Raw genomic sequence first — 25322 nt, forward strand, 5'->3', positions numbered from 1 at the left:
GGTCAAAATGAGCAAAGAAATTAAAGCCCAAGTTGTTGTACTTGGTTCTGGTCCTGCTGGTTACTCCGCTGCATTCCGTTGTGCAGATTTAGGTCTAGAGACCGTACTTATCGAGCGTTACAGCACTCTTGGCGGTGTATGTTTAAACGTGGGTTGTATCCCATCGAAAGCACTTCTTCACGTTTCTAAAGTGATTGAAGAAGCAAAAGCGATGGCAGATCACGGCGTTGTATTTGGTGAGCCACAAACTGACATCAATAAAATCCGTATTTGGAAAGAAAAAGTCGTTAACCAGTTAACTGGTGGTCTTAGTGGCATGGCTAAGATGCGTAATGTAACGGTTGTTAGCGGCTACGGTAAGTTTACTGGCCCGAACTCAATTCAGGTTGAAGGTGAGGGTGAATCCACGGTTGTTAATTTTGACAATGCAATTATTGCAGCGGGCTCTCGTCCAATCAAATTGCCGTTTATTCCACATGAAGACCCACGTATTTGGGACTCTACTGACGCATTAGAATTAAAAGAAGTACCAGAGAAGCTGCTTATCATGGGCGGCGGTATCATAGGCCTAGAGATGGGAACTGTTTATCAATCTCTTGGTTCAAAAGTCGATGTTGTTGAGATGTTTGATCAGGTTATTCCTGCAGCAGATAAAGACATCGTGAAAGTCTACACCAAGCGTGTTAAAGATAAATTCAACCTGATGCTTGAAACTAAAGTGACAGCAGTTGAAGCGAAAGACGATGGCATCTATGTGTCGATGGAAGGCAAGAAAGCTCCAGCGGATGCTGAGCGCTACGATGCTGTTCTAGTTGCAATCGGTCGTGTACCAAACGGTTTGTCACTTGATGCTGAGAAAGCAGGCGTTGAAGTTGATGAGCGTGGTTTTATTAATGTCGATAAGCAGCTTCGTACTAATGTTCCTCATATTTTTGCCATTGGCGATATTGTTGGCCAACCAATGCTGGCTCACAAAGGTGTGCATGAAGGCCACGTAGCGGCAGAAGTTATTGCTGGTAAGAAACATTACTTTGACCCTAAAGTTATTCCTTCAATTGCTTACACTGAGCCTGAAGTTGCTTGGGTTGGTAAGACAGAGAAAGAAGCGAAGGAAGAAGGTATCAAGTACGAAGTTGCTACTTTCCCATGGGCGGCTTCTGGTCGTGCAATTGCTTCTGATTGCTCGGATGGTATGACTAAGCTTATCTTTGATAAAGAAACTCACCGTGTGATTGGTGGCTCAATTGTGGGTACCAACGGTGGAGAACTTCTTGGTGAGATTGGCCTAGCGATTGAAATGGGCTGTGATGCTGAAGATATTGCTCTTACCATTCACGCACACCCTACGCTACATGAGTCTGTTGGTCTAGCAGCTGAAGTATTTGAAGGTTCAATCACTGACCTGCCAAATAAAAAAGCAGTGAAAAAGAAGAAATAATTTTCTTCTAGCCACAACTGTATAGCCGCTGAAGTATCAGCGGCTTTTTTGTATCGTATGAATCACAGATACAAAAAAGCCGAGTCTCTAACAGGACTCGGCTTGGACTTCAGTTAACGCTTATTTATAGATACAAAGCATATCTAGGTAGCTTTGTGTTAAGCGGTTTACTGAGTCATCATCCTGTGTACGATTTGCCTGTACAAACAGTGAGTAACAAATACCATGGAATAGCGTTGCTAGATCCGCAGGATCATGAGTATCGCAGACTTCGCCTCTTTCAATTGCTTTAACAAACATATTTTGAACTAACAGTTGGTTAGTACGGTTTGTTGACACGAACAGTGGCCAAACTTCATCACGCGTTGAAGCGCTCCACTCGAACCATACTTTTAGCCAGTGGCAGTCATTAACCACGAGATCGACCATAGCAGAAGTTAGGTTACGAAGGTTTTCTTTCGCATGAATATCCAGATCAATGTTGTCTGATAGGAAGTTAGAGAACTGACGTACAACATAATTTAACACGTCATCGACCAAGTCTTCACGGGTCGGAAAGTAGTTAAATACGGTTGCGACAGAAACTTGAGCAATTTCTGCGATGTCTGCGTGACCACCACGGCCGATACCACGACGAGCGAACACCTCTAGTGAAATTTCCATTAGTTGTTGCTTGCGTTTTTGTGGAGAAAGGCGCGTACGCGGTCTTTTAGCTATAGAATCCATAGTTATATTTCCTTGCCAATTGAGTTGTATATATGGGCTTATGCCCTAATTAGAATATTATTATTGCTTTCGCAGGTATGAGTGTAATGGTGCATATCAATTAGGTCAACGATTTCAGTTTATTTAATAATCATTTTTATTAATACCGTGCTTGAGATCATGTAGTTGCATATATTTATTGCAGCCTTTAATCAAGCAAACGTTTTACCTGTGACATAGTGATGATAAAATATGTGCCTGAATCTTGGGTTAGTGCCGAATTCCTGCCTAATGAATTTCCTTTAAATGAAAAATGAGATTGATATGAAGCATACAGTAGAAGTAATGATTTCTGAACAAGAGGTTCAACATCGGGTCAATGAATTAGGAAGAGAGATCACGGCGCATTATCAAGGGAGTGAAAATCTAGTACTTATCGGTTTGCTGCGAGGCTCATTTGTGTTTATGGCCGATTTGGCGAGAAAGATTGAATTAACGCATCAAGTCGACTTTATGACGGCTTCTAGCTATGGCAATAGTATGGAAAGCTCTCGCGATGTAAGAATCCTTAAAGATCTTGATGATGATATCAAAGGCAAAGATGTACTCATTATCGAAGACATTATCGATACAGGAAACACGCTCAATAAAATACGTGAGATATTGTCCTTGCGTGAACCTAAGTCTATTTCTATTTGTACCCTTTTAGACAAGCCTTCACGTCGTGAAGTTGAAGTTCCTGTGGACTGGGTGGGTTTTGCTATTCCTGATGAGTTTGTCGTAGGGGTTGGTATTGACTATGCACAAAATTACCGCCATTTGCCATATATAGGGAAAGTGGTTCCCCAGGAATAAATAGATTGATTTTAAGCCAGTTAACAGCCCTGACTTCAATAGGCAGGGCTATATATCGGCCAAAGCAAGCTTAACCCAGCACAGGTGAAGCTAAAATCTTATTCAATGCTTCTTGGTGTCCAGACTCGAGAGACTCGCGACTAGAGCAACGAACGCCTAGGTCTTGTAATTTACCATTACCTATACCATACACAACGCCATGGATTTCGATCTCTTGACCACGTTCCCAAGCTCCTTGCAATATGGTCGAGTTCCCTAGGTTATAGACTTGTTCAGCAACATTAATTTCACACAGTTTGTCCCCCCACTGATCACGTGGCAGAGATTCGATTTGGTGTTTGTATTTATGGTAGTTATCGCGAATATGAAGTAGCCAGTTATTGATAAGTCCTAACTGAGGATTGTCGATTGCAGCGTTGACGCCACCACAACCATAGTGACCACATACAATAATATGCTTGACCTTAAGCACTTCAACTGCATATTGCACCACTGATAAACAGTTAAGATCAGTGTGAATGACTTGGTTAGCTACATTCCTATGTACGAAGAGCTCACCTGAATATAAGCCAGTAAGGCGCTCGGCTGGAACTCGGCTATCAGCACAGCCAATCCAGAGAAAGTCGGGATTCTGTCCCTCTTTTAGTTTTGCAAAGTACTCTGGTCGTTCAGCCTTAATGGATTCAGACCACTTTGAGTTGTTTTCAAAAAGCTGTTTTATTTCCGGCATTTTACAATTTTTCCTCTACGAACCTTGCTCCACTATACACAATGTTCGGTCGCCATTCCTGCTAAATTGTACTCATCCTCGACTCATCTGATGTCTCCTTAACCCTGTTAAATAAAGGGTTTAAGGGCTTTTTCCTGTCTTTTAGAGTTATTTTTCAAATATATTCTATATTTCTAATTTATTCGAAATAATGGTTGTGTATACAGATGTTCGGCGATAAACTCAGTGGCAGCTGTGGTGATTAGGAAGTCTTTGGCCACTCTTTTTGTCGGTTTACTTTTCCAATACTTCTACCACAAGACATATGACCTTTTATTAGCAGTGAATACTATGTACGCATTAGAAATAGAACAGCTTCGTAAAACATATTCGGGTGGGTTAGAGGCGCTGAAAGGCATCAGTCTCAATGTGACTGAGGGAGACTTTTATGCTCTTCTTGGACCTAATGGTGCCGGAAAATCAACCACTATTGGTGTGATTTCATCTCTGGTAAATAAAACATCTGGCAAGGTAAGGGTATTTGGCTATGACATTGACCAAAGCCTTGAATTGGCCAAACAGAATTTGGGCTTGGTCCCTCAAGAGTTTAATTTCAATCCGTATGAAACCGTAGAACAGATTCTCCTGCAGCAAGCAGGGTATTATGGTGTTCCTCGTGCACTTGCCAAACAAAGAGCGCAGAAATATCTAACTCAGCTCGAGTTATGGGATAAGCGAAATGAACGTGCTCGCTACTTATCGGGAGGCATGAAAAGACGGTTGATGATTGCAAGAGCTTTAGTTCATGAGCCTAAATTATTGATTTTAGATGAGCCTACTGCTGGTGTAGATATCGAGCTTCGTCGCTCTATGTGGGAGTTCCTTAAGAAAATTAATCAACAAGGTATCACTATTATTCTCACCACGCACTACCTCGAAGAGGCGGAAATGCTATGTCGAAATATTGGCATTATCAATAAAGGCGAACTGATTGAAAACACCACGATGAAAGACTTATTGAGTAAGCTTGATGTTGAAACTTTTATTTTGGATTTAGAGGAAGGCACGACAGAGCCTAGGTTAGAAGGGGTAGTTAGTCACCGTTTACAAAATGGCTCGCTAGAAATTGAAATAGAAAAAACGCAGGGTTTAAACAGAATTTTTAGTCAATTAACCGATCAGGGTATCAAGGTCTTATCGATGCGAAATAAAGCCAATCGCCTGGAAGAACTTTTTGTCAACATTGTTCAGCAGGGAGAGCAGTAATATGTATCGTCTATATTGGACCGCTTTTTGTAGCCTTTTGGGTAAAGAGGTACATAGATTTACTCGAATCTGGGTTCAAACACTAGTGCCTCCTGCTATCACTATGAGTTTGTATTTCATTATTTTTGGTCGTTTAATCGGCTCGCGAATTGGTGAAATGAATGGCTTTAGTTATATGGAGTATATTGTTCCAGGCCTCATTATGATGTCAGTGATCACCAATTCTTATTCCAATGTCGCTTCGTCATTTTTTAGCGCCAAGCTTCAAAAAAATATTGAAGAGCTTCTAGTCGCGCCTGTGCCCAATTATGTGATTATATTTGGCTATGTGATGGGAGGGGTTACTAGGGGGTTATTGGTTGGCTTTATTGTCACCTTGGTTTCGCTGCTGTTTGTGGATTTACAAGTCGATCATTGGGGTATTATCTTTCTTACCGTATTTATGACGTCAATTGTTTTTGCGCTTGGCGGCCTAATCAATGCTGTATATGCAAAAACATTTGATGATATCTCAATTATCCCAACTTTTGTCTTGACTCCACTTACTTATCTAGGTGGTGTGTTTTACTCGATCAGCTTGTTGCCTGAGTTTTGGCAGGGAGTGTCGAAAATTAATCCTATCGTATATATGGTCAATGCATTTCGTTATGGATTTTTGGGTATTTCCGATGTCGGAATTGTAGAGTCATTCAGCGTATTAGCTGTATTTGTGATTTTACTATACTCTGTTGCGCACTACCTAATTACCAAGGGAATTGGAATAAGAAGTTAGTGTTTTGTGGCAAAAGGAAAGGCTGGGATATTTGCCCAACCTTTTAAAGAATTTAGTCCGTTTTATTCAAGTTATTCGGCGCTTTCGGAGGGCGATTCTACATTGGCTTCTTCTTTGGTATCAGTTATCAGATCGACAACTTGATTATCGATTAGACGAGCTTGCCCCAAAAACGCTGACATTAAAATAACGACTTGAGTAGTCTCTGTACTTACCACACCTAGACTGTTTGCATCGCGAATAAATATTTCGTCAGGTTGGAGACCTGCGGCGCGAAGCTGATCGCTTGCATCTTCGATAATTGAGGCATAGTCGTCACGCCCACCGCGTATCGCGCTGCTTATCCAGCGCATGGTGCGAGCCAAAACAGGTGCACGCTGGCGCTCATCCATGGTTAATAGATTATTGCGAGAGCTCATGGCAAGGCCATCCATTTCGCGAACCGTAGGCACGTTGACGATCTTTATATCCAGTGCCAAATCTTCAGTCATCTTTTGAATAACAGCGAGCTGTTGGAAGTCTTTTTCACCAAAACATGCAACTTCAGGCTGAACAATGTTGAACAACTTGGTCACTACGGTTGCAACACCGCGAAAATGCCCCGGTCGAGAAACGCCTTCGAGGATGTTTGACAGTCCAGGCACATCGACAAAAGATTGTTTGTCTGTTCCGTTTGGGTAAATGACATCGGGTGTCGGCGTAAAGACAACTTCTATGCCTTCATTAGCTAACTTGCTTAAATCATCTTCGAGTGTTCTAGGATAGTTGTTTAAGTCGTCACTACGCTCAAATTGCATAGGATTCACAAAAATACTCGCGACAACAATGTCAGCATGCTCGCGAGCCTTACGCATTAGAGTTAAGTGGCCCTCATGCAAATTACCCATAGTTGGCACAAAGGCAATGCTACGGCCATCACGTTTGTACTGCTTGATTTGCTCACGAAGTGTGGCAATCTCAGCAAAAGTTTGCATTAGTTCGCTCCTTACGCAATGGTGTGGGCTTGACTTGGGAAAGTACCACGTTCAACTTCGTCTTTGTACATGGCGACCGCTTTACGCAGATCTCCAGTTTCAGCAAGGAAGTTCTTTGAAAACTTAGGCATGTAGTTTGCCGATATACCGAACATATCATGCATAACTAGGATTTGTCCGTCCGTGGCATTACCTGCACCAATACCGATAACAGGAACATCACAGATATCTGTGATACGAGCCGCTAGCTCTCTAGGAACGCATTCCAATAGAATTACTTGAGCTCCTGCTTCTTGTAGCGCAATGGCATCACGGACGATTCGTTCCGCTTTGTCTTGCTCACGCCCTTGTACTTTAAATCCACCAAAAATATGGACTGATTGTGGTGTTAACCCCAGATGAGCACATACAGGTACCGCACGTTGTGTTAATACTTTTACGGTATCGACCAGCCAATCTCCCCCTTCAATTTTGACCATGTTGGCCCCAGCTCGCATTAACTTAGCTGCACTATCGCAAGCTTGTTCAGGTGTTGCGTAGCTCATGAATGGCATATCAGCCATTAATAGGCAATTTGGGCTACCTGCTCTTACACAACGGGTATGATAGGCGATATCTTCGATTGTAACTGGTAATGTATCAGGAGCGCCATGTAACACCATGCCTAGTGAATCGCCGACAAGAAGAACGGGCATCTCTTCACTTTCAAACAGCTGGGCGAAGCTCGCATCATAGGCGGTGGAAGTAGCAAATTTACGACCTTCCTGCTTCCATTTCATCAGGTCAGATATGGTAACTTTTTTCATGATTTTTCCTTTCAGGGCTTGGCTATTATTGCCAAACACGCAGACCGTTTTTCGAGACAACTGATAGCAAGTCATCTAGTCTGGTCCCACACGGGAGAGTGATATTTGGGGCAATTTCAGCCAGTGGGTAGAGTACAAACTCGCGCTCTTTCATCCCATAATGAGGAATGGTTAGACGCTCAGAATCAATCACCTCATTGCCGTAAAGAATAATGTCTAAATCCAAAGTGCGAGGTCCCCAGCGTTCATCTTTACGAACACGTCCTTGCTCTAGCTCAATGACTTGTGTGCAGTCGAGCAATTGTATTGGTGTTAATCGTGTCTGGATTTTGACGACGGCATTAATGTAATCAGGTTGATCTTGTGGCCCCATAGGCGTGCTCGTATATAGCAAAGAGCTACTGATAAACTCAGATTCCGGTAACTCTTTAAGCGCGTCAATTGCATTGTTTGCTCGCGCTATTGGATCAGATAAATTGCTCCCAATAGCGATGTAGACCGTAGTCATGAAGATGAAACCTTGTTTTTTTTGTTACGATATGGCTTACGACGACGCTTTTTACCTTGCTCTGGTGTGTCTGACTCTAAATCAGAGACCATAGCTTGTTTCATTTCGCGTCCCGCATTTTGGAATGTCTGCCACCATTTGGCGAGTTGTTCGGTTTCGCCAGTCTCTATTTCTCCTCGCATTTCGAGGAAATCAAAGCCAGCCCTGAACTTGTTGAGTTCCATCAATCGAAAAGCTCGCTTACCGTTTCTTCGTGGCAGGCGAAGTTGTAATTGCCATATTTCTCGAATTGTTGCCGTATGGCGACGAGGTATGGCGATGGTACGTACTTGTTCATCGAGAATATAGTTGCTCGCTTCCATAATAGCATCGTATTCAGATAGCTTACGTTTAGCCATTAGCATGTCAGCGCGTGTAAGAAGAGGGTACCAAAGCATAGCGGCGAACATGAACGCAGGGTTTATACGCTTGCCTTGTTCTATTCGTATATCAGTAGAATCTAAGACTAAATCCAACATTTGCTCAGTTTTTGACGAATAGTCTTGCGTGAAGTCACTGGCAATTAGAGGAAATAATTGTTGGAAGAGATTGTACTCACGCATCAGATGGTAAGTTTCTAATCCATAGCCAGACTGTAACATTTTGAGAGACTCTTCATATAAGCGTGCAGCAGGTATGTCTTGCAATAGGTGCGACATGTCTTCAATCGGTGCCGCTGTATCTTCTTCAATATCGAAATCTAACTTCACAGCAAAACGAATCGCACGCAGCATACGGACAGGGTCTTCACGATAGCGAGTCTGCGGATCGCCAATCAGACGAACCAGTCTATCTTCAAGGTCTTCATGCCCACCTGCGTAATCATGGATGGAATAATCACCTATGTTGTAATACATAGCGTTGATTGTAAAATCACGACGCTCAGCATCTTCATCTATGGTGCCATAAACGTTATCGCGTAAAAGCATGCCTTCTTTTGACTGCTGCGAGACATTTTTTGTGGTTTCTTGGTGGTGACCACGGAAGGTCGCCACTTCAATGATGTCTCTGCCAAACATAATATGTGCCAAACGAAAGCGGCGACCGATCAGGCGGCAATTTTTGAATAGCTGGCGTATTTCTTCCGGCGTTGCATTGGTGGCAATATCAAAATCTTTAGGATTTTGATCTAGTAATAAATCTCTTACACCGCCGCCGACCAGAAAGGCCTCAAAACCAGCGCCATGAAGTCGATACAACACCTTAAGCGCGTTATCACTAATGTGTTTACGAGAAATGTTATGTTCTTGGCGTGTGATGACGTTCAGAGATAACTCTGGAAAGACGTCGTTTTTATTTGGTGTTTGGTCGTTTTTATTCATCTGCATCAATTACTCGTATTTCTGGCGGCTCTCATCACCAGTACTCGAGTGTGCCTATTTTGGCCTGGCTTATGGTTCCGTTTACACTATTCGGGCTAATTTCGCGGCTAATGATAGCCTACAGTGAGCTATTTGAGAATCGCGGTGTTATTTCAGTTGCATCTGGTAGTTGTTCAATTCTCCAGTTTGCGATACCCCAATCAATGATCTCTCTCACATTACTCTGCTTAATTTCCTTATTTAATTCAAAACCTAAAAATTGCATTGCATCGATTAAAGTGGGTTTAGGTTGATTTAGGTCAATGGCTGGTGCGTGATTTTGTTTGGACAGTTTTTGACCCGAATTATCTGTAGCTAACGGTAAATGTATGTAATTGATGAGTGGTTGATTAAGAATATGATACAAACTTATTTGTCTGCCCGTCGGCTTAATTAAATCAGCGCCACGCACCACTTCGGTCACGCCTTGAGCAACATCATCAATCACCACTGCTAGATTATAGGCAAATAGACCGTCTCTGCGCTTAACAATAAAGTCCTCTCGTGCAAGCTCGGGAGGAACGGAAAATTGGCCATGTTTCCTATCATCAAAGCTTTCAACTGGATGTGTCATAAGCAATCTAATGGCGCAGTTACCATCGTCTATTAACTTTTTATCGCGGCAATTTCCAGTATAAAACCCGCCCATAGCTTTAACTTGCTTGCGTGTACATTTACAGTAGTATGCTTGGCCGGAATTTAACCAGCTATCCAATTGTGCTTGATAAAGGGCATGACGATGACTTTGATAAACCACATCATCATCCCAATCAAGATGGTAAGCTTCTAAAGTACGTAAAATAAGATCGGACGCACCTTTCACTTCTCTTGGAGGATCGAGGTCTTCAATACGCACCAGCCATTTACCTCGTTGAGATCTTGCCTGGAAGTAGCTTCCTAGTGCAGCGACAAGAGATCCAAAGTGCAGTGGACCTGAAGGTGAGGGAGCAAAACGGCCAATATAAGTCATCTGATATTCTTTTCTAACAAATCAAAAAGGGAGCAATTGCTCCCTCTATTACTCGTGTTGCTTATACTGCTAGCCTTGCATTTGCTTTTCTTTAATTTCTGCTAAAGTTTTGCAGTCAATACATAAATCAGCAGTTGGGCGAGCTTCTAAGCGACGAATACCGATTTCGACTCCACAAGATTCACAGAAACCAAATTCGTCTTCTTCAATCTTATTAAGCGTTTTTTCAATCTTCTTAATAAGGCGACGTTCTCTGTCGCGATTACGAAGTTCTAGGCTGAACTCCTCTTCTTGAGAGGCTCGATCTACGGGATCTGGAAAATTCGCAGCTTCATCTTGCATGTGATGCACAGTGCGATCAACTTCTTCCCTGAGCTGGTTTCGCCATGCGGTCAAAATTTTCGTGAAATGAGCCAACTGCTCTGGTGACATATATTCTTCACCAGCTTTCTCTGTATATGGCTCAACCCCTGCAATGGCTAGGATGCCTAGCGCTTTTTTCTTTGATTCTGGCATGCAGCATCTCCTACTTACACCTGATCCACTGCGCTCGCAGTTGGATTTTAAGGCGGCTATCTATAGCAAAAAGAACAAAGTGAGGCAAACACTCTAGAGTAAACTTGCTGTCAATGTGAAGATGACACCATTTTTTCTCTTAACCAATGAAACGAATAGGTTTTACTAGTTTTACCTCAGTATTTGAAAGCTGTGCTGCATAACACAGTATTTCAACGCCTTGTTCTTGTGCGTTCTTCAATAATTTTGAATATTGTGGGTCTATATGGTGTGCAGGAGAGACTTTTTCAATACCAGAATGCAAAACTGTGAATAAAAGTACTGCTCTGTATCCATTTTGAACCATTTTTGTGAGCTCTCTCAGGTGCTTCTGTCCACGAGTGGTTACCGCATCTGGAAAGTATCCCTGGCCTTGATGAGCTTCATCAAGTAATGTCACGCTTTTTACTTCTATATAGCAGCTTGGGTGCTCGCTTGATGTGAGTAGAATATCAATTCGACTATTTTCATCGCCGTATCGAACTTCTGTTTTGAGCTGTTCGTAGCCTGTTAGCTCGCGGATCATGCCTGTTTCTATCGCTTCTACTGCGAGTTGATTCGCTCTAGCCGTATTTACACAAATTGTGTCGCCTTGATTGGTTTGGGTTAGCTCCCAGCTATGCGGGTATTTACGCTTGGTATTGCTAGACGTTGAATACCAAATGGTATCTCCAGTTGTTGCACAGCCTGTCATGGCACCAGTATTTGCACAGTGTATGGTAGTCTCTTCATTATCGGTTAAACGGATGTCAGCAAGGAAACGTTTGTAGCGTTTAATCAATACAGCGGGTTGTAATTGAGGTTCAAACTTCATTTGAGGCTGGATTTATGTACAATATTTATATTATTACATCATAAGGTTTAACCCTTGTCACAGCTTCCCATAGAGAGCGTGATGCCAGAGTTATTGTCTGCCATCAAAACTCACTCCCAAGTTATTCTTAAAGCCGCACCAGGTGCAGGTAAGTCGACCTACCTTCCATTAAAGCTATTAACCGAAAATGCGGTTGATGGAAAGATCATTGTGTTAGAGCCAAGGCGTCTAGCTGCACGTAATATCGCCTACTATCTTGCTCAGCAGCTCGGAGAAAGCATCGGTCAGCGTGTTGGTTATCGAGTGAGAGGGGAGTCTAGGGTTAGCGCCAACACGCAACTAGAGATTGTAACTGAAGGTATCTTAACCCGCATGATCCAAATGGATCCGGAGCTGACGGGGATCTCATTGGTGATTTTTGATGAGTTCCACGAACGTAGCATTCATGCGGATACTGCTCTTGCGTTTTCTCTCGAGATTCAGGATGTATTGAGAGAGGATCTCAAGTTAGTCGTCATGTCAGCGACTATAGACCTCGATACTATCAAGGTGTTGATGCCTAATGCTAAGTATATTGAATCTCAAGGCCGAAGTTTTCCAGTTGAATATCGTTATCATCCTTTAAGGCCTAATCAGCGATATGAGCATGTGATGGTGGCTCAAATTCACAGTTTAATCGGTAAGGAAACAGGGTCATTACTGGTATTTTTACCGGGTATGTCAGCCATTAAGCGTGTAGCTGAGGGCTTAACCAGTTTGCCAAGTAATGTCGATGTTTTCCCTTTACATGGACAATTGAATTTTCAACAGCAGCAGGCAGCGATTCAAGCTCCTACTAAAGGGCAACGTAAAGTGGTGCTTGCGACCAATATTGCTGAAACTTCTTTGACCATAGAAGGCATACGTATGGTTCTCGATTCAGGTTTACAGCGCACTGCGAGATTTGATGTTAAAAATGGGGTAACTAAGCTTGAGCAAGTTCGTATTGCGCAATCATCAGCAGAGCAAAGAGCGGGGCGAGCAGGGCGATTGGAGCCGGGTATTTGTATAAGGCTATATTCTGAAAGTTCGTTAAATCAGCAGCCCTATGTGCCATCTGCTGAGATATTGTCTTCAGATTTATCCAGCCTAGCGATAGAGCTTGCTCAATGGGGGGCTTCTGAGCCATCGGAATTAAAGTGGCTGGAAAGCAAGTTTTTTACAATCCAAACAGTTACTGGTGAATCTGGGTTTATTGGATGATAAGCATCAATTAACAAGTCGAGGCAAGGCCGCTTGTGATCTTGGGGTAGAACCTAGAATTGCAGCTATGTTAACCCATTCAAATAGCCCCGCATGGCTCTCCACAGCACCTGCAGTGGCGGCGTTATTGGAATCACCTGAGCGCAATATTGTCAACTTTTCACATTCGGTTGATAGCTTCAAGCGAGGAAAACATTCGCAGCAAAAAATGGTGCATCAAAGAGGTATGGCTTTAGCTCGCAAGCTTAATGTGGGCTTTTCTACTGACTCTATTGACGAATCTTTGGTAGCCGTCATGTTAGCAGCCGCTTTTCCTGATCGAGTCGCTCAGCTGCGTAGTGGAAAAGCAGGGAAGTTTTTGCTTGCCAATGGACATGGCGCTGAATTGGCGGAAGAGGAAAAATTATCTACTTCAGAGTATCTAGTAATCGCAGATCTTATGCGAACCCAATCAGGTTCCTCTCGTATCTTTTTGGCTGCGGAGCTAGAATTACTATCTGTGAAAAAGTGGTTCCCTGGCCTACTCAAAAACAATGATTATCTTGATTGGGATGATGAAAAAGGACGATTAATCGCCGAATCTCAACAGTGTATTGGACGCTTAGTTGTCGAGCGAGCGCCTTTGCCGACACCTCCTCCTAAAAAAATGACCCAAGCTTTACTCAACTATGTAAGACGCAAGGGACTGGCTGTATTAGACTGGTCGGATAATAGCACGCAATTACTTGAACGCATTCGCTGCGCTGCTGATTGGCTACCAGAACAGCCATGGCCAGAAACGTCGGATACACAATTATTGAAAAACCTTGAACACTGGTTGGAGCCATACTTAACTGGAGTCAACTCATTGCAAGCAATGAAAAAAATTGATCTTGAGCCCGTATTAATGTCCTATCTTTCTTGGCCACTTAACAAGAACATAGATCAATGGCTACCCGTTTATTATTTGTTACCCACGGGAACGAAGAAAAAGATTCGCTATAAACAAGGCCACGAGCCTATTTTGTCTGTACGAATGCAGGAAATGTTTGGTCAACAAGCGTCGCCTCAAATAGCACAGGGAAGAAAAAAATTGCTGGTGGAATTGCTTTCACCCGCGCAGCGCCCATTACAGATAACAAGCGATTTGGCTAGCTTTTGGGCGAGTGCATATAAAGAAGTACAAAAAGAAATGAAAGGACGTTACCCCAAGCATGTATGGCCTGATGATCCAGCTAATCATGTGGCGACGACGAAAACTAAGCGACAACTGAACTCATGAGCAAGAAAACAACCTTTAAAAGTAAACAACCTAAAACCACGAAAAAGCCATCTCCTAGGAAGAAGAGCTCAAAGAAGAATCAACGCAGCTGGCTACAAATAGTTTGGAGTGTAGCTTGGAAAGCAAGTCTTGCTGGCTTAGTCGTGATTGTCTTTATTGGTGTGTATCTTGATAGCGTGGTAAGGCAGCGCTTCGAAGGTCAGTTATTTGATTTACCCACTGTCGTGTATGCACGAATTTTAAATCTTGCTCCTGGTGACCGCATTTCAATACAAGAAGTGCGCAATGAGTTAGATGTACTCAATTATCGTAAAGTGCGGCATCCTCGCTACCCTGGGGAATATTCATCCTCTTCGACCAAGATTGAATTGTTTCGTCGTCCTTTTGAATTCACCAATGGCCCTGAACCTGATCGTCATGTGATGCTTCATTTCGATGCTACAAGCTTAAAGCGGATTGAGTCATTGGAGAAAGCTGGTGATCTTGGCTATCTGCGTATTGAACCCAAAATGTTGGGGATGTTAGAAAAGGATCATGACGAGCAGCGCTTATTTCTCAGGCGAGACCAGTTTCCCGAGATCATGGTTGATGCGCTACTTGTAACCGAAGATAGAGACTTTTATCAGCACGATGGTGTTTCCCCGCTTGCTATCGCTAGAGCTATGGTTGCCAACTTGAAAGCCGGTAGAGCGGTTCAAGGGGGAAGTACTCTTACTCAGCAGCTCGCTAAAAATATATTCCTATCTAGCGATCGAACATTGTGGCGCAAGCTACGTGAAGCTTATATGGCTCTGATTATTGATTATAGATACAGCAAAGATCGCATTTTAGAAGGTTATCTCAATGAAGTTTACCTAGGCCAAAGCCGAGGTGAAGCGATTCACGGATTTGGCTTGGCTTCTCGGTTGTATTTTGGGCAGCCCATTCAGGAACTGCGAATAGACCAGCTTGCTCTGTTGGTCGGTATGGTAAAAGGCCCTTCCTATTACAATCCTATCCGTTATCCGGAAAGAGCGAAAGAGCGACGTGATCTGGTGTTACGCTTGATGATGCAACAGGATGTGTTGAGTGCAAGTCAGTACGAAACGGCAGTAAATCGTCCATTGGATATACAAGACAATCCCCGTATTGCAAGTCGCCAGCCTGCTTATTTCCAGCAACTTAAAATCGAGCTTAAAGACAAAGTGGGTGGGGTATTTCAGTCAGATTTAGGCCTGAGGGTATTTACTTCGCTCGATCCTGTTTCACAGCAAGAGCTAGAACAAGCGATTGCTAGAAAGATTCCTCAATTAAGCCAAGTGGCGGGGAAATCTTTGGAAGGCGCTGCGATTGCCGTTGACCGCCATACAGGTGAAATACGCGCTATGGTTGGAGGAAAACGTACCGGCTATGATGGCTTTAATCGAGCGTTGAATGCCAGCCGTCAAATCGGTTCACTGGTTAAGCCAGCTGTGTATTTGACAGCCTTAGAGCAGCCTCAGAAGTATAACCTTGCAACCACTTTACATGATAAGCCGATCAGTTTAAAAGGCTCAAAAGGGAGCGTTTGGTCGCCACGAAACTATGACAGAAAATTTAGAGGTGATGTACCATTGTATTTGGCGTTAGCTAAATCACTCAATGTTCCGACAGTAGAATTAGGCATGCAATTGGGTATACCTAAAGTTATTGATACTCTCGAAAAACTCGGTGTGGATCCTGATGAAATTAGGCCAGTGCCTTCGATGTTCCTCGGCTCTTTCACCTTGACGCCTTTTCAAGTTGCTCAAATGTATCAAACCCTGACGAATTCTGGTAAGCGCTCGCCATTATCAGCACTGCGTTCAGTGGTTGATAAAGAGGGTAAGGTGTTATTCCAGTCTTTACCTCGAACATCTCAGACCATAGATCAGCAAGCCGCTTGGCTGACCACTTATGCTATGAAACGTGGTGTTTTGGAGGGAACAGGGCGATATCTTAATAGTCAATTTGGCTGGGCTGCATTAGCTGGAAAAACGGGTACGAGCAATGACACTCGTGATAGTTGGTTTGTTGGGATAGATGGTCGAGAAGTGACGACTATCTGGCTTGGTAGAGATGATAATCAGCCAACCAAACTGACAGGATCCAGCGGTGCACTTAGAGTGTATGCGGAGTATTTAAACCATCGTATTCCGGAAACATTAGCCTTACCTTGGCCTAAAGGTATTAGTACTTTAGGTTTTGCTTATACTGATAATGGAAGTCTCGAATTGGATTGTGGTAATGCGTTCAAGCTGCCTATGTGGGATGTTAATAATCAGCTTAAAAGTCAGTGCGATAGCCAGCCGACTCAGTGGATTAAAAAGTTATTTAGCTGGTAGAAATGTGTTGAACTCAGTAAAGGTATTGCGAAAAGGGAGCGATGCAGTGAAGAAGTTATTGTGCTTTTTACTTGTCTATATAGCTGCGCTTCAAAACGTGATGTCGGCGGAAAAGCCAGACAAACAGGAAGAGGCAGAGCGACCCCAAATAGCAGTCGTTCTTGCTGGAGGTGGAGCAAAAGGCGCTGCGCATATAGGTGTGTTAAAGGCGCTAGAAGAGCTTAAAATTCCGGTGGATTACATCACTGGAACCAGTATGGGAGCCTATGTTGGTGGCTTGTATTCAACGGGTATGAGCGCCGATGAAATCGAGAGTTTTATTACGACTATCGATTGGAACAATGGCTATCGTGACAGAGTGGATCGCAGTGAACGTCGTGTGCGAGATAAAGAGTATGAAGACAGATACCAACTGACGACCGATTTAGGTCTTCGTTGGGGAGAGATTCATGCAGCTCGTGGAATTGTGCAAGGTCAGGGGATGCTCAAAATCTTACGTGAGACTTCTGGTAACCTCCCTCCTTTTACTTCTTTTGATGATCTAGCAATACCTTATCGCTCAGTTGCTACTGACATTATAGAGTTAGAACCTGTAGTGATTGGTGATGGATATCTTGTTGACGCCATGATGGCGAGTATGTCAGTCCCTGGAGCTTTGCCTCCCTATGAGCTCAATGGCCAACTGTTAGTCGATGGTGGTGTTACGAACAATATGCCTGTTGATGTAGCAAGAGCCTTGGGTGCTGATGTGGTTATTGCTGTTGATATCAGTACTGATTACCGAGAGGAAGATGAGTTTACGACTTTATTCACTGTCGCTGATCAACTGTCAAATTATTTAGTTCGAAGCACTACAAATCGTCAAGCTAAAACACTAACAAGCAAAGATGTTTTCCTTCAACCCAAAGTGGGTGATATGGAAACGACGGAATTTGACAAAATGCCGTTCGCTTTTCAGCAAGGTTACAAAGCTGCTATTGCTAATGAGACAAAGCTTAAGCAGTATAGCGTATCATCATCTGAGTATCAGGATTACATCGATCATAAAGAAGATGCGCGGCGAAAGCTTCGTTATGGTGATGAAATCACGGTCGAAGAAATCATTATTCATAATCACAGTCACTATAGCGAAGAAACGTTAAAAAAGTACCTTAAACTTAAGCCAGGCGAGCGTTATGCAACGGCTGAGATAGAAGCGAGCGTCCAAAGTCTTTATGCGCTAGATCGATTTGAACTTATCACTTATCGCTATGAAGAAATTGATAATCAAAACACCCTAGTGCTTAATATTCGAGAAAAAACCTGGGGGCCAAATTATATCAACTTTCGCTTTTTTCTAGAAGATGATTTTGAAACAGACAGTCAATACTCCATTGGCGTTTCGACCAATTTCACCGATTTAAATTCTCTGGGGGCTGAATTTAGGCTCAATGTCGAGATGGGCTCGGACAAACTTGTCTTGGGAGAGTTGTATACTCCACTTTTGTTCAACACAGATTTCTTCACCACGGTTACCGGGTCGTACAGCAGTGAAAAAGTCAATGTTCCTAAAGGAGGAATGACAGATACTTCGTTAAGTGCAAGTCGAGACTATATTCCAGTGGCATTCAATGAATGGGGAGCCGAATGGGCGCTTGGTTATCAAAATGCATTGTGGAGCAGGATCAAGCTTGGGGTTCGATATACAGATGGTGTTGGAGAACTTGCTTCTCTTCCTTCTCTGGGTAATTCGTCCTATAAGCGGGTTGGAGGCTTTATTAATTATCGAATAGATACCCTAGATAACTACAGTTTACCGAGTAAGGGCTGGTTTTTAGACCTAGATTATTTGGTATCGCATGATGACAGCGTTGGTGTTACGGGCAGTGTCTTCGAGGGACATAATGAAGATACGGCTTTCGAGTATGGGGCTAAGGCAATTTATGCGCACAGTATTTCCCGTCATACCCTAGTTGCCAATTTAGATGTTGGCGTGGTAGAGAGTAAAAATTCTGCGTTAATTATCAATCCTAAAGAACTGGGTGGCTTTTTAAACTTATCGGGTATCCCTCGTAGCAGTCTAATTGGACAGAATAAAATCTTTGGTAGCTTAGTTTATCGTTATCGCTGGTTTGACAATGACTTTGGCTTGTTTTCATCGCCATTTTATCTAGGAGCTTCATTGGAATATGGAGGAGTTTGGTCAGATCCCAGCATTAGTGCTGATAAAGCGCCTCTCTATGGTGCAGGGTCTGTTTTCTTTGGCGTGGACTCGCCTGTCGGGCCTATTATGGTTGGATATGGAAGGACAGAACAAAATTATGACTCTTTCTACCTTATTATTGGGACCAGTTTTAAATAATTATCCCATAATAAGTAATGTGAATTATAAACAGATAGGGTGAGTGAATTGGGGAACAAAGTAAAGAAAATCATGGGACTTTAGTTATAACTTGCTATGTTGGTCAAAGTGATGAGATTTTAATTTATCGTTAAATTTGCTATCCTAGCGCCCAAAGTTTGGTCTTTTTGATATAAGTTCTAAGCTAAGAACATGATTATCGAGAACCAAGTTTCCAAGGATGTTTACTTCGTTAATTTTGAATAATAGTAATAATAACGAAGAAACCGCAATGAGAGGAAAAAGTCGTGCTTGAAGCCTATCGTAAACACGTCGCAGAGCGTGCTGCTGAAGGAGTTGTTCCGAAACCACTAGACGCTGAACAAGTTGCTGGTCTTGTAGAACTTCTAAAAAATCCGCCTAAAGGTGAAGAAGCCGTACTTCTTGACCTACTAGAGAATCGTATTCCTCCCGGTGTTGATGAAGCGGCTTATGTTAAAGCTGGTTTTTTAACTGCAGTCACTAAAGGTGAAGTGACATCTCCGTTAGTCAGTCGTGAAAAAGCAGCCCAGCTGCTCGGTACCATGCAAGGTGGATATAATATCGCGCCCCTTGTCGACCTTCTTGAAGATGATGCTTTGGCTCCAATCGCCGTGGAAGCTTTGTCTCATACTTTATTGATGTTTGATGCATTCTACGATGTAGAAGAAAAAGCCAAAGCGGGCAACACTCATGCTCAAAAAGTCATGCAGTCTTGGGCAGATGCCGAATGGTTTTTGTCTAAACCAGAGCTTGAGAAAAAAATCACTCTTACTGTGTTTAAGGTGACGGGTGAAACCAACACCGATGACCTTTCTCCAGCCCCAGATGCTTGGTCTCGTCCAGATATCCCCGTCCATGCTCTTGCTATGTTGAAAAACGAGCGTGATGGTATCACTCCAGATCAACCTGGTAGCATCGGTCCTATTGCCCAAATAGAAGACCTGAAGAAAAAAGGTCATCAGCTTGTCTACGTAGGCGATGTGGTCGGAACAGGTTCCTCACGCAAATCAGCGACTAATTCCGTGTTGTGGTTTATGGGTGATGATATTCCTAATGTGCCAAACAAGCGCGCAGGTGGTTATGTTCTGGGTGGAAAAATTGCACCTATCTTCTTCAATACTATGGAAGACGCAGGTGCGTTGCCAATTGAAGTTGATGTATCCAAGCTCAACATGGGTGATGTGATTGATGTGTACCCTTATGAAGGCAAAGTCTGTAATAATGCAACGGGTGAGACTCTTGCTGAGTTTGGCTTGAAAACCGATGTTCTTATTGATGAAGTTCGTGCCGGTGGCCGAATTCCGCTGATTATTGGCCGTGGTTTAACAGACAAGGCTCGTCAATCTCTCGGTCTTGAGTCATCTGATATTTTCCGCAAGCCTGGCGCTGTTGCTGATTCATATAAAGGCTACACGTTAGCTCAAAAAATGGTTGGTAAAGCATGCGGTGTAGAAGGTATTCGTCCGGGTACTTACTGCGAGCCCAAAATGACCACAGTTGGATCTCAAGATACCACAGGTCCTATGACTCGGGATGAATTGAAAGATCTAGCTTGTCTGGGCTTTTCGGCTGATTTGGTGATGCAGTCCTTCTGTCATACCTCAGCGTACCCGAAACCGGTTGATGTTAATACTCACCATACACTGCCTGATTTTATTATGAATCGCGGTGGAGTATCTCTTCGTCCAGGTGATGGTGTGATTCACTCTTGGCTCAACAGAATGCTTCTTCCTGACACAGTAGGAACTGGTGGTGATTCACATACTCGTTTTCCTCTTGGCATCTCTTTCCCAGCAGGTTCAGGCTTGGTAGCCTTCGCAGCGGCAACTGGGGTAATGCCGTTGGATATGCCAGAATCGATTTTGGTTCGCTTTAAGGGCAAAATGAAGCCTGGTATTACGCTCAGAGATCTTGTGCATTCCATTCCGTATTACGGTATTAAGCAAGGCCTTCTAACTGTTGAAAAAGCAGGCAAGATTAATGAGTTTTCTGGCCGGGTTTTAGAAATCGAAGGGGTTGAGCACCTAACCGTTGAACAAGCATTTGAACTGTCTGATGCGTCAGCGGAACGCTCTGCTGCTGGCTGTACCGTTAAGCTTTCCCAAGCTTCGATCGAAGAGTACCTCAACTCAAACATTGTTATGCTCAAGTGGATGATTTCTGAGGGCTATGGCGATCGTCGTACTATAGAGCGTCGTATCGCAGCAATGGAAGAGTGGCTTGCAAATCCGGAATTAATGGAAGCGGATGCCGATGCAGAATATGCCCATGTGATTGATATTGATCTTGCTGAAATCACAGAACCGATCCTTTGTGCACCAAATGATCCAGACGATGCACGCTTGCTATCGGATGTTCAAGGTACGCAAATCGATGAAGTCTTTATTGGTTCTTGTATGACTAACATTGGCCACTTCCGCGCGGCAGGTAAACTGCTTGAGCAATATGGTGGACAACTAGATACTCGTCTTTGGGTTGCTCCGCCAACCAAAATGGATAGAGATCAGCTCACTGCAGAAGGATACTACGGAATTTACGGCCGTGCTGGAGTGCGTATCGAGACCCCAGGGTGTTCCTTGTGTATGGGTAACCAAGCTCGAGTTGCAGACAAAGCGACAGTGATGTCGACGTCTACGCGTAACTTCCCTAACCGTCTTGGTAATGGAGCGAATGTTTTTCTATCCTCTGCTGAATTGGCCGCTGTTGGTGCTATTCTCGGTAAAATCCCAACTAAGGATGAGTACTTAGAATATGCTAAGCAAATTGACTCCACAGCCGCTGATACGTATCGCTATCTAAACTTCCACAAGATGGAAGAATACACCAAGAAAGCCGATAGCGTGATTTTCCAAGAACCAGTGTGATCCACAAGGGTAACACCGAGCATACGAGCGCCTGTTAGCTGCAGGCGCTTTTTTTGAGCTTTTTGAACGGTACCTATATACTTTGCCTTCTTTTTTGCACACGGCATTAATGATGGAATTTGAATTTATTCGCAACACCCTAATGGGCGAATACTATGTGAAGCCAAGTATGGGCCACGAAGTTCTCGGCCGCTGGCTTGAAGAAGAAATTGGTAAAGACAAGCAAAAAATACAGCAAGTAGAAGCCTTGTTAGAGGCTGTAAAGCACTCTCCGCTGCTAGAGCATAACTACTCAGGATGTGAAATCTCACTCATTATTCAGGGTGATGAAGTGACCGTAGAAGAAAATGTATTGAGCCATGGAGAATCTATGTCGGAAGGTAGTGAATTCGATTATTACAACAGTGAAAGCAAAGCATCTTGTGGACTGGAGGACTTTGTATCTTTGTTTGAGCAGTGGAAAGCGTTTCTACAGTCCAGATAGATAAAGCGATTTAAATTTATCGCATCATTATTGTGAAAAGGGCGCACCGATGTGGTGCGCCCTTAGTGTTTCTAATTCTTTTAAAAACACCAGATGACTATATATCAAATACTTAATAAGTTGGCATGTAGCTTGGATTAATAGATTTAATTACGTCAGCCTCGAGAGGGTAAGATGAAAATCATTAATGCGATCATAAAGCCATTTAAATTGGATGATGTGCGAGAAGCTTTAGCAGATGTCGGTATAGAAGGAATGACGGTATCAGAGGTGAAAGGCTTTGGGCGGCAAAAGGGTCATACTGAACTTTATCGTGGTGCTGAATATCAAGTCGATTTTTTACCTAAGGTGAAGCTCGAAATTGCAACCCATGCGGATAATGTTGAGCCTGTTTTAGAAGCAATCTCTAAAGCAGCTCACACCGGAAAAATAGGCGACGGAAAAATCTTTGTTTACGACCTGAACCAAGCAGTACGCATACGTACTGGTGAAATGGACGCGGAAGCACTCTAGGCTCGATAGGATTGGAGAATACCAAATGGAACTTACATCAACAGTTGTTGAACTGCGTTACGCTCTAGACACTTTTTTCTTTTTGATTTCAGGTGCACTTGTCATGTGGATGGCGGCTGGATTCGCTATGTTAGAAGCAGGCTTAGTGCGGTCAAAAAATACTACTGAGATATTAACTAAGAACGTTTGTCTTTATGCGATTGCCTGTACCACTTATCTGGTTGTTGGCTACAACATTATGTATGTCGATAATACTGAGGGAGGCTGGTTGCCATCAATCGGTGCTCTAATCGGATCGCAAAGTGCTGGTGCTGATCACTCTTTAGAGTCTGACTTCTTCTTTCAGGTAGTGTTTGTTGCTACTGCCATGTCCGTTGTCTCTGGCGCGGTTGCTGAACGAATGAAACTCTGGTCATTTCTTATTTTTTCGGCGGTGTTGACTTCATTTATTTATCCAATGGAAGGCTACTGGTCATGGGGTGGCGGCTTTTTAGCACAAGCGGGCTTTAGTGATTTTGCGGGCTCTGGAATTGTGCATATGGCGGGAGCATCGGCAGCGCTTGCTGGAGTACTACTGCTAGGGGCGCGCCGCGGCAAGTATGGTAAAAATGGTGAAATCTACCCAATTCCTGGTTCAAATATGCCGCTTGCTACCTTAGGGACATTTATTTTGTGGTTTGGTTGGTTTGGCTTTAATGGTGGCTCTCAACTAATGGTGTCTAATTTCGAAAATGCCACCGCAGTAGGAAAAATCTTTCTTAACACCAACGCCGCTGCCGCTGCTGGGGCATTTGCTGCGCTCTTAGTATGCAAAACGACTTGGGGCAAAGCCGACTTGACCATGGTACTTAATGGCGCTTTGGCTGGTTTAGTTGCAATTACTGCCGATCCTTTATCTCCGTCTCCGATCTATTCGGTAGCGATCGGCGCAGTTTCTGGCGTTTTGGTAGTCTTTAGCATCATAGCGCTGGATAAACTCAAGATAGATGATCCGGTTGGTGCTATTTCTGTTCATGGAGTTTGTGGCTTTTTTGGTTTGATGGTGGTGCCTTTGAGTAATAGTGAGGCCAGCGTTGGCGCTCAGCTACTGGGTGCTGTCACTATTTTCTCTTGGGTATTTATCAGCAGTTTAATTGTGTGGTCGGTACTTAAAGCCACTCTTGGTATTCGTGTTTCTGAAGAAGAGGAGCTAGAAGGGATGGATATGCATGATTGCGGTGTTGGTGCTTACCCAGAGTTTGTGACGATTAAATAGTCACAAGCTGTTACAAATAGAATACTCAAAAATCTGTCAGCTATGTCGGGTTTTTACGCATGATTAATTGAGTTCTTGGCCATCTTGAATATAATACAAGTGATAAAAATTATCATTTAGATTAATACAAGGACTGAACCAATGAAAAAAATGCTGACTCTTTCGGCTTTGGCATGTGCTACTTTGGCGCCAACCGCTATGGCTGCTGAAGAAGTAAACGTCTACTCATACCGTCAACCTTTCTTAGTTGAGCCTATGTTTAATGAGTTCACCAAAGAGACTGGCATTAAAGTAAATGTAAAGTTTGCTAAAAAGGGTTTAGCAGAAAAGCTGGCTCAAGAAGGCGAATATAGCCCTGCTGATGTTATTCTAACGGTCGATATTAGTCGTCTTTCTGAGCTGACAGACAAAGGCTTGGTTCAGTCTGTTGATAGTGATGTACTAGAGAAAAATATTCCAGCTCAGTATCAAGATGAGAATAATGAGTGGTTTGCGTTAACCACACGAACGCGCAGCGTTTATTCATCTCGTGACCGGGTTGGCAAACTAGGTGATGACTTTACTTACGAGGATCTTGCTAAGCCTGAGTTTAAAGGCAAGATTTGTACTCGTAGCGGTAAACACCCTTACAATGTTTCGCTGGTTTCTTCAATGATCGCCCACCAAGGTGAGGCCGAAACAAAGAAGTGGCTGGAAGGCGTTAAAGCTAATCTAGCACGAAAGCCCCAAGGTAATGACCGTGCTCAAGTGAAAGCAATCAAAGAAGGCCTGTGCGATGTATCTCTGGGTAACAGTTACTATCTAGGGAAAATGTATAATGATAAAGAGCAGAAAGCATGGGCTGATGCGGTTTACATTAATTTCCCTGATCAGAAGACTACGGGTACCCATGTTAATATCTCTGGTATGGCAATGGCCAAATACTCACCGAATAAAGATAACGCGCTTAAGCTGATGGAGTTTTTATCTGGTGATAAAGCTCAGAGCATGTATGCAGAGGTCAATTATGAGTATCCTGTTAAAAATGGCGTGAAGCGTTCAGCGCTGGTTGCATCTTGGGGAGACTTTAAGGCAGACACCATCTCTTTAGACGAAATCGCTGATCATCACTCATCTGCAATTAAACTACTCGACGAAGTAAAATTCGACCTGTAATTGTTCATCATTGCAATTATTTAGCCTCAAGTTGCTGCTGTTGTTGGCGTGACTTGAGGTTGTTGCTATATA

At 43.3% G+C, this 25322-nt stretch carries 20 protein-coding genes and 1 pseudogene; 12 read left to right on the top strand and 9 right to left on the bottom strand.

The features are described 5' to 3' along the window. Positions 1 to 7 precede the first annotated feature (7 nt). A complete protein-coding gene (lpdA, locus tag DPF90_RS03995) occupies positions 8 to 1438 on the top strand; it encodes a dihydrolipoyl dehydrogenase (RefSeq protein WP_114784931.1) in 1431 nt (476 codons plus the stop codon). Between the two features lie 120 nt (positions 1439 to 1558). Here lpdA and DPF90_RS04000 read toward each other — a convergent pair whose 3' ends face one another. Continuing rightward, complete coding sequence (locus tag DPF90_RS04000; protein WP_114784933.1) at positions 1559 to 2164, bottom strand: LuxR/HapR/OpaR family quorum-sensing transcriptional regulator; 606 nt, start codon at positions 2162 to 2164, stop codon at positions 1559 to 1561. 303 nt (positions 2165 to 2467) lie between these two features. Between DPF90_RS04000 and hpt the strand changes: the two genes are divergently transcribed. Continuing rightward, positions 2468 to 2998 (top strand): hypoxanthine phosphoribosyltransferase, encoded by a 531-nt coding sequence (gene hpt, locus DPF90_RS04005; RefSeq protein WP_114785251.1) that lies wholly within the window; start codon positions 2468 to 2470, stop codon positions 2996 to 2998. A gap of 70 nt (positions 2999 to 3068) precedes the next feature. On the opposite strand, the gene can is transcribed toward hpt, so the two are convergent. Further along, positions 3069 to 3728 carry a carbonate dehydratase gene (gene can, locus DPF90_RS04010; protein ID WP_114784935.1) on the bottom strand — a complete coding sequence of 220 codons (660 nt, stop codon included), beginning with the start codon at positions 3726 to 3728 and terminating at the stop codon, positions 3069 to 3071. A 330-nt stretch (positions 3729 to 4058) separates the two neighbouring features. On the opposite strand from can, the gene DPF90_RS04015 reads away from it, so the two are divergent. Together DPF90_RS04015 and DPF90_RS04020 are read left to right on the top strand one after the other, a co-directional pair. Next, complete coding sequence (locus DPF90_RS04015; protein ID WP_114785252.1) at positions 4059 to 4973, top strand: ABC transporter ATP-binding protein; 915 nt, start codon at positions 4059 to 4061, stop codon at positions 4971 to 4973. 1 nt (position 4974) lies between these two features. Further along, on the top strand, positions 4975 to 5745 hold the full coding sequence (locus DPF90_RS04020; protein ID WP_114784937.1) for an ABC transporter permease: 771 nt from the start codon (positions 4975 to 4977) through the stop codon (positions 5743 to 5745). A gap of 71 nt (positions 5746 to 5816) precedes the next feature. On the opposite strand, the gene panC is transcribed toward DPF90_RS04020, so the two are convergent. The 7 genes from panC to sfsA all read right to left on the bottom strand — a co-directional run bounded on the left by panC (position 5817) and on the right by sfsA (position 11772). Then, a complete protein-coding gene (gene panC / locus DPF90_RS04025) occupies positions 5817 to 6719 on the bottom strand; it encodes a pantoate--beta-alanine ligase (protein WP_114784939.1) in 903 nt (300 codons plus the stop codon). A gap of 11 nt (positions 6720 to 6730) precedes the next feature. Further along, on the bottom strand, positions 6731 to 7525 hold the full coding sequence (gene panB / locus DPF90_RS04030) for a 3-methyl-2-oxobutanoate hydroxymethyltransferase (protein WP_114784941.1): 795 nt from the start codon (positions 7523 to 7525) through the stop codon (positions 6731 to 6733). A 25-nt stretch (positions 7526 to 7550) separates the two neighbouring features. Next, on the bottom strand, positions 7551 to 8033 hold the full coding sequence (gene folK / locus DPF90_RS04035) for a 2-amino-4-hydroxy-6-hydroxymethyldihydropteridine diphosphokinase (protein WP_114784943.1): 483 nt from the start codon (positions 8031 to 8033) through the stop codon (positions 7551 to 7553). Next, on the bottom strand, positions 8030 to 9400 hold the full coding sequence (pcnB, locus tag DPF90_RS04040; RefSeq protein ID WP_114784945.1) for a polynucleotide adenylyltransferase PcnB: 1371 nt from the start codon (positions 9398 to 9400) through the stop codon (positions 8030 to 8032). Before pcnB ends, folK begins: the two co-directional genes overlap by 4 nt. A gap of 112 nt (positions 9401 to 9512) precedes the next feature. Then, the gene (gene gluQRS, locus DPF90_RS04045; RefSeq protein WP_114784947.1) at positions 9513 to 10403 is read right to left on the bottom strand and encodes a tRNA glutamyl-Q(34) synthetase GluQRS; all 891 of its coding nucleotides are present in this window, start codon (positions 10401 to 10403) and stop codon (positions 9513 to 9515) included. 69 nt (positions 10404 to 10472) lie between these two features. Continuing rightward, positions 10473 to 10919 (bottom strand): RNA polymerase-binding protein DksA, encoded by a 447-nt coding sequence (gene dksA, locus DPF90_RS04050; RefSeq protein ID WP_114784949.1) that lies wholly within the window; start codon positions 10917 to 10919, stop codon positions 10473 to 10475. 139 nt (positions 10920 to 11058) lie between these two features. After that, complete coding sequence (gene sfsA / locus DPF90_RS04055; RefSeq protein WP_114784951.1) at positions 11059 to 11772, bottom strand: DNA/RNA nuclease SfsA; 714 nt, start codon at positions 11770 to 11772, stop codon at positions 11059 to 11061. A gap of 54 nt (positions 11773 to 11826) precedes the next feature. Between sfsA and hrpB the strand changes: the two are divergent. The 8 genes and pseudogenes from hrpB to DPF90_RS04095 all read left to right on the top strand — a co-directional run bounded on the left by hrpB (position 11827) and on the right by DPF90_RS04095 (position 25250). Further along, a pseudogene (gene hrpB / locus DPF90_RS04060) lies at positions 11827 to 14275 on the top strand (ATP-dependent helicase HrpB). Next, positions 14272 to 16617 carry a penicillin-binding protein 1B gene (mrcB, locus tag DPF90_RS04065; protein ID WP_114784953.1) on the top strand — a complete coding sequence of 782 codons (2346 nt, stop codon included), beginning with the start codon at positions 14272 to 14274 and terminating at the stop codon, positions 16615 to 16617. The pseudogene hrpB and the gene mrcB overlap by 4 nt, the downstream one beginning before the upstream one ends. A 100-nt stretch (positions 16618 to 16717) precedes the next feature. Next, entirely contained in the window at positions 16718 to 18958 is a 2241-nt protein-coding gene (locus DPF90_RS04070) for a patatin-like phospholipase family protein (protein WP_114785253.1), read from the top strand. Positions 18959 to 19245: 287 nt separating this feature from the next. Beyond that, positions 19246 to 21843, top strand: coding sequence for a bifunctional aconitate hydratase 2/2-methylisocitrate dehydratase (acnB, locus tag DPF90_RS04075; RefSeq protein ID WP_114784955.1), 2598 nt, complete (start codon positions 19246 to 19248; stop codon positions 21841 to 21843). 112 nt (positions 21844 to 21955) lie between these two features. Then, positions 21956 to 22327 (top strand): YacL family protein, encoded by a 372-nt coding sequence (locus DPF90_RS04080; protein ID WP_114784957.1) that lies wholly within the window; start codon positions 21956 to 21958, stop codon positions 22325 to 22327. A 174-nt stretch (positions 22328 to 22501) separates the two neighbouring features. Further along, positions 22502 to 22840 (top strand): P-II family nitrogen regulator, encoded by a 339-nt coding sequence (locus tag DPF90_RS04085; RefSeq protein WP_114784959.1) that lies wholly within the window; start codon positions 22502 to 22504, stop codon positions 22838 to 22840. Between the two features lie 25 nt (positions 22841 to 22865). Next, on the top strand, positions 22866 to 24095 hold the full coding sequence (locus tag DPF90_RS04090) for an ammonium transporter (protein WP_114784961.1): 1230 nt from the start codon (positions 22866 to 22868) through the stop codon (positions 24093 to 24095). Between the two features lie 141 nt (positions 24096 to 24236). Further along, the gene (locus DPF90_RS04095) at positions 24237 to 25250 is read left to right on the top strand and encodes a Fe(3+) ABC transporter substrate-binding protein (protein ID WP_114784963.1); all 1014 of its coding nucleotides are present in this window, start codon (positions 24237 to 24239) and stop codon (positions 25248 to 25250) included. The last annotated feature ends 72 nt before the right edge of the window (positions 25251 to 25322 follow it).

Source organism: Vibrio tetraodonis (assembly GCF_003350295.1).
Lineage (GTDB): Bacteria > Pseudomonadota > Gammaproteobacteria > Enterobacterales > Vibrionaceae > Vibrio > Vibrio tetraodonis.

Bases quoted from the DNA above. Each gene is read 5' to 3' on its own strand.
- hpt (WP_114785251.1), top strand. From the start codon at position 2,468: ATGAAGCATACAGTAGAAGTAATGATTTCTGAACAAGAGGTTCAACAT.
- DPF90_RS04090 (WP_114784961.1), top strand. From the start codon at position 22,866: ATGGAACTTACATCAACAGTTGTTGAACTGCGTTACGCTCTAGACACT.
- DPF90_RS04000 (WP_114784933.1), bottom strand. From the start codon at position 2,164: ATGGATTCTATAGCTAAAAGACCGCGTACGCGCCTTTCTCCACAAAAA.
- pcnB (WP_114784945.1), bottom strand. From the start codon at position 9,400: ATGCAGATGAATAAAAACGACCAAACACCAAATAAAAACGACGTCTTT.
- gluQRS (WP_114784947.1), bottom strand. From the start codon at position 10,403: ATGACTTATATTGGCCGTTTTGCTCCCTCACCTTCAGGTCCACTGCAC.
- folK (WP_114784943.1), bottom strand. From the start codon at position 8,033: ATGACTACGGTCTACATCGCTATTGGGAGCAATTTATCTGATCCAATA.
- lpdA (WP_114784931.1), top strand. From the start codon at position 8: ATGAGCAAAGAAATTAAAGCCCAAGTTGTTGTACTTGGTTCTGGTCCT.
- mrcB (WP_114784953.1), top strand. From the start codon at position 14,272: ATGAGCAAGAAAACAACCTTTAAAAGTAAACAACCTAAAACCACGAAA.
- DPF90_RS04095 (WP_114784963.1), top strand. From the start codon at position 24,237: ATGAAAAAAATGCTGACTCTTTCGGCTTTGGCATGTGCTACTTTGGCG.
- DPF90_RS04080 (WP_114784957.1), top strand. From the start codon at position 21,956: ATGGAATTTGAATTTATTCGCAACACCCTAATGGGCGAATACTATGTG.
- dksA (WP_114784949.1), bottom strand. From the start codon at position 10,919: ATGCCAGAATCAAAGAAAAAAGCGCTAGGCATCCTAGCCATTGCAGGG.
- DPF90_RS04070 (WP_114785253.1), top strand. From the start codon at position 16,718: ATGTCGGCGGAAAAGCCAGACAAACAGGAAGAGGCAGAGCGACCCCAA.
- DPF90_RS04085 (WP_114784959.1), top strand. From the start codon at position 22,502: ATGAAAATCATTAATGCGATCATAAAGCCATTTAAATTGGATGATGTG.
- sfsA (WP_114784951.1), bottom strand. From the start codon at position 11,772: ATGAAGTTTGAACCTCAATTACAACCCGCTGTATTGATTAAACGCTAC.
- panB (WP_114784941.1), bottom strand. From the start codon at position 7,525: ATGAAAAAAGTTACCATATCTGACCTGATGAAATGGAAGCAGGAAGGT.
- DPF90_RS04015 (WP_114785252.1), top strand. From the start codon at position 4,059: ATGTACGCATTAGAAATAGAACAGCTTCGTAAAACATATTCGGGTGGG.
- panC (WP_114784939.1), bottom strand. From the start codon at position 6,719: ATGCAAACTTTTGCTGAGATTGCCACACTTCGTGAGCAAATCAAGCAG.
- can (WP_114784935.1), bottom strand. From the start codon at position 3,728: ATGCCGGAAATAAAACAGCTTTTTGAAAACAACTCAAAGTGGTCTGAA.
- DPF90_RS04020 (WP_114784937.1), top strand. From the start codon at position 4,975: ATGTATCGTCTATATTGGACCGCTTTTTGTAGCCTTTTGGGTAAAGAG.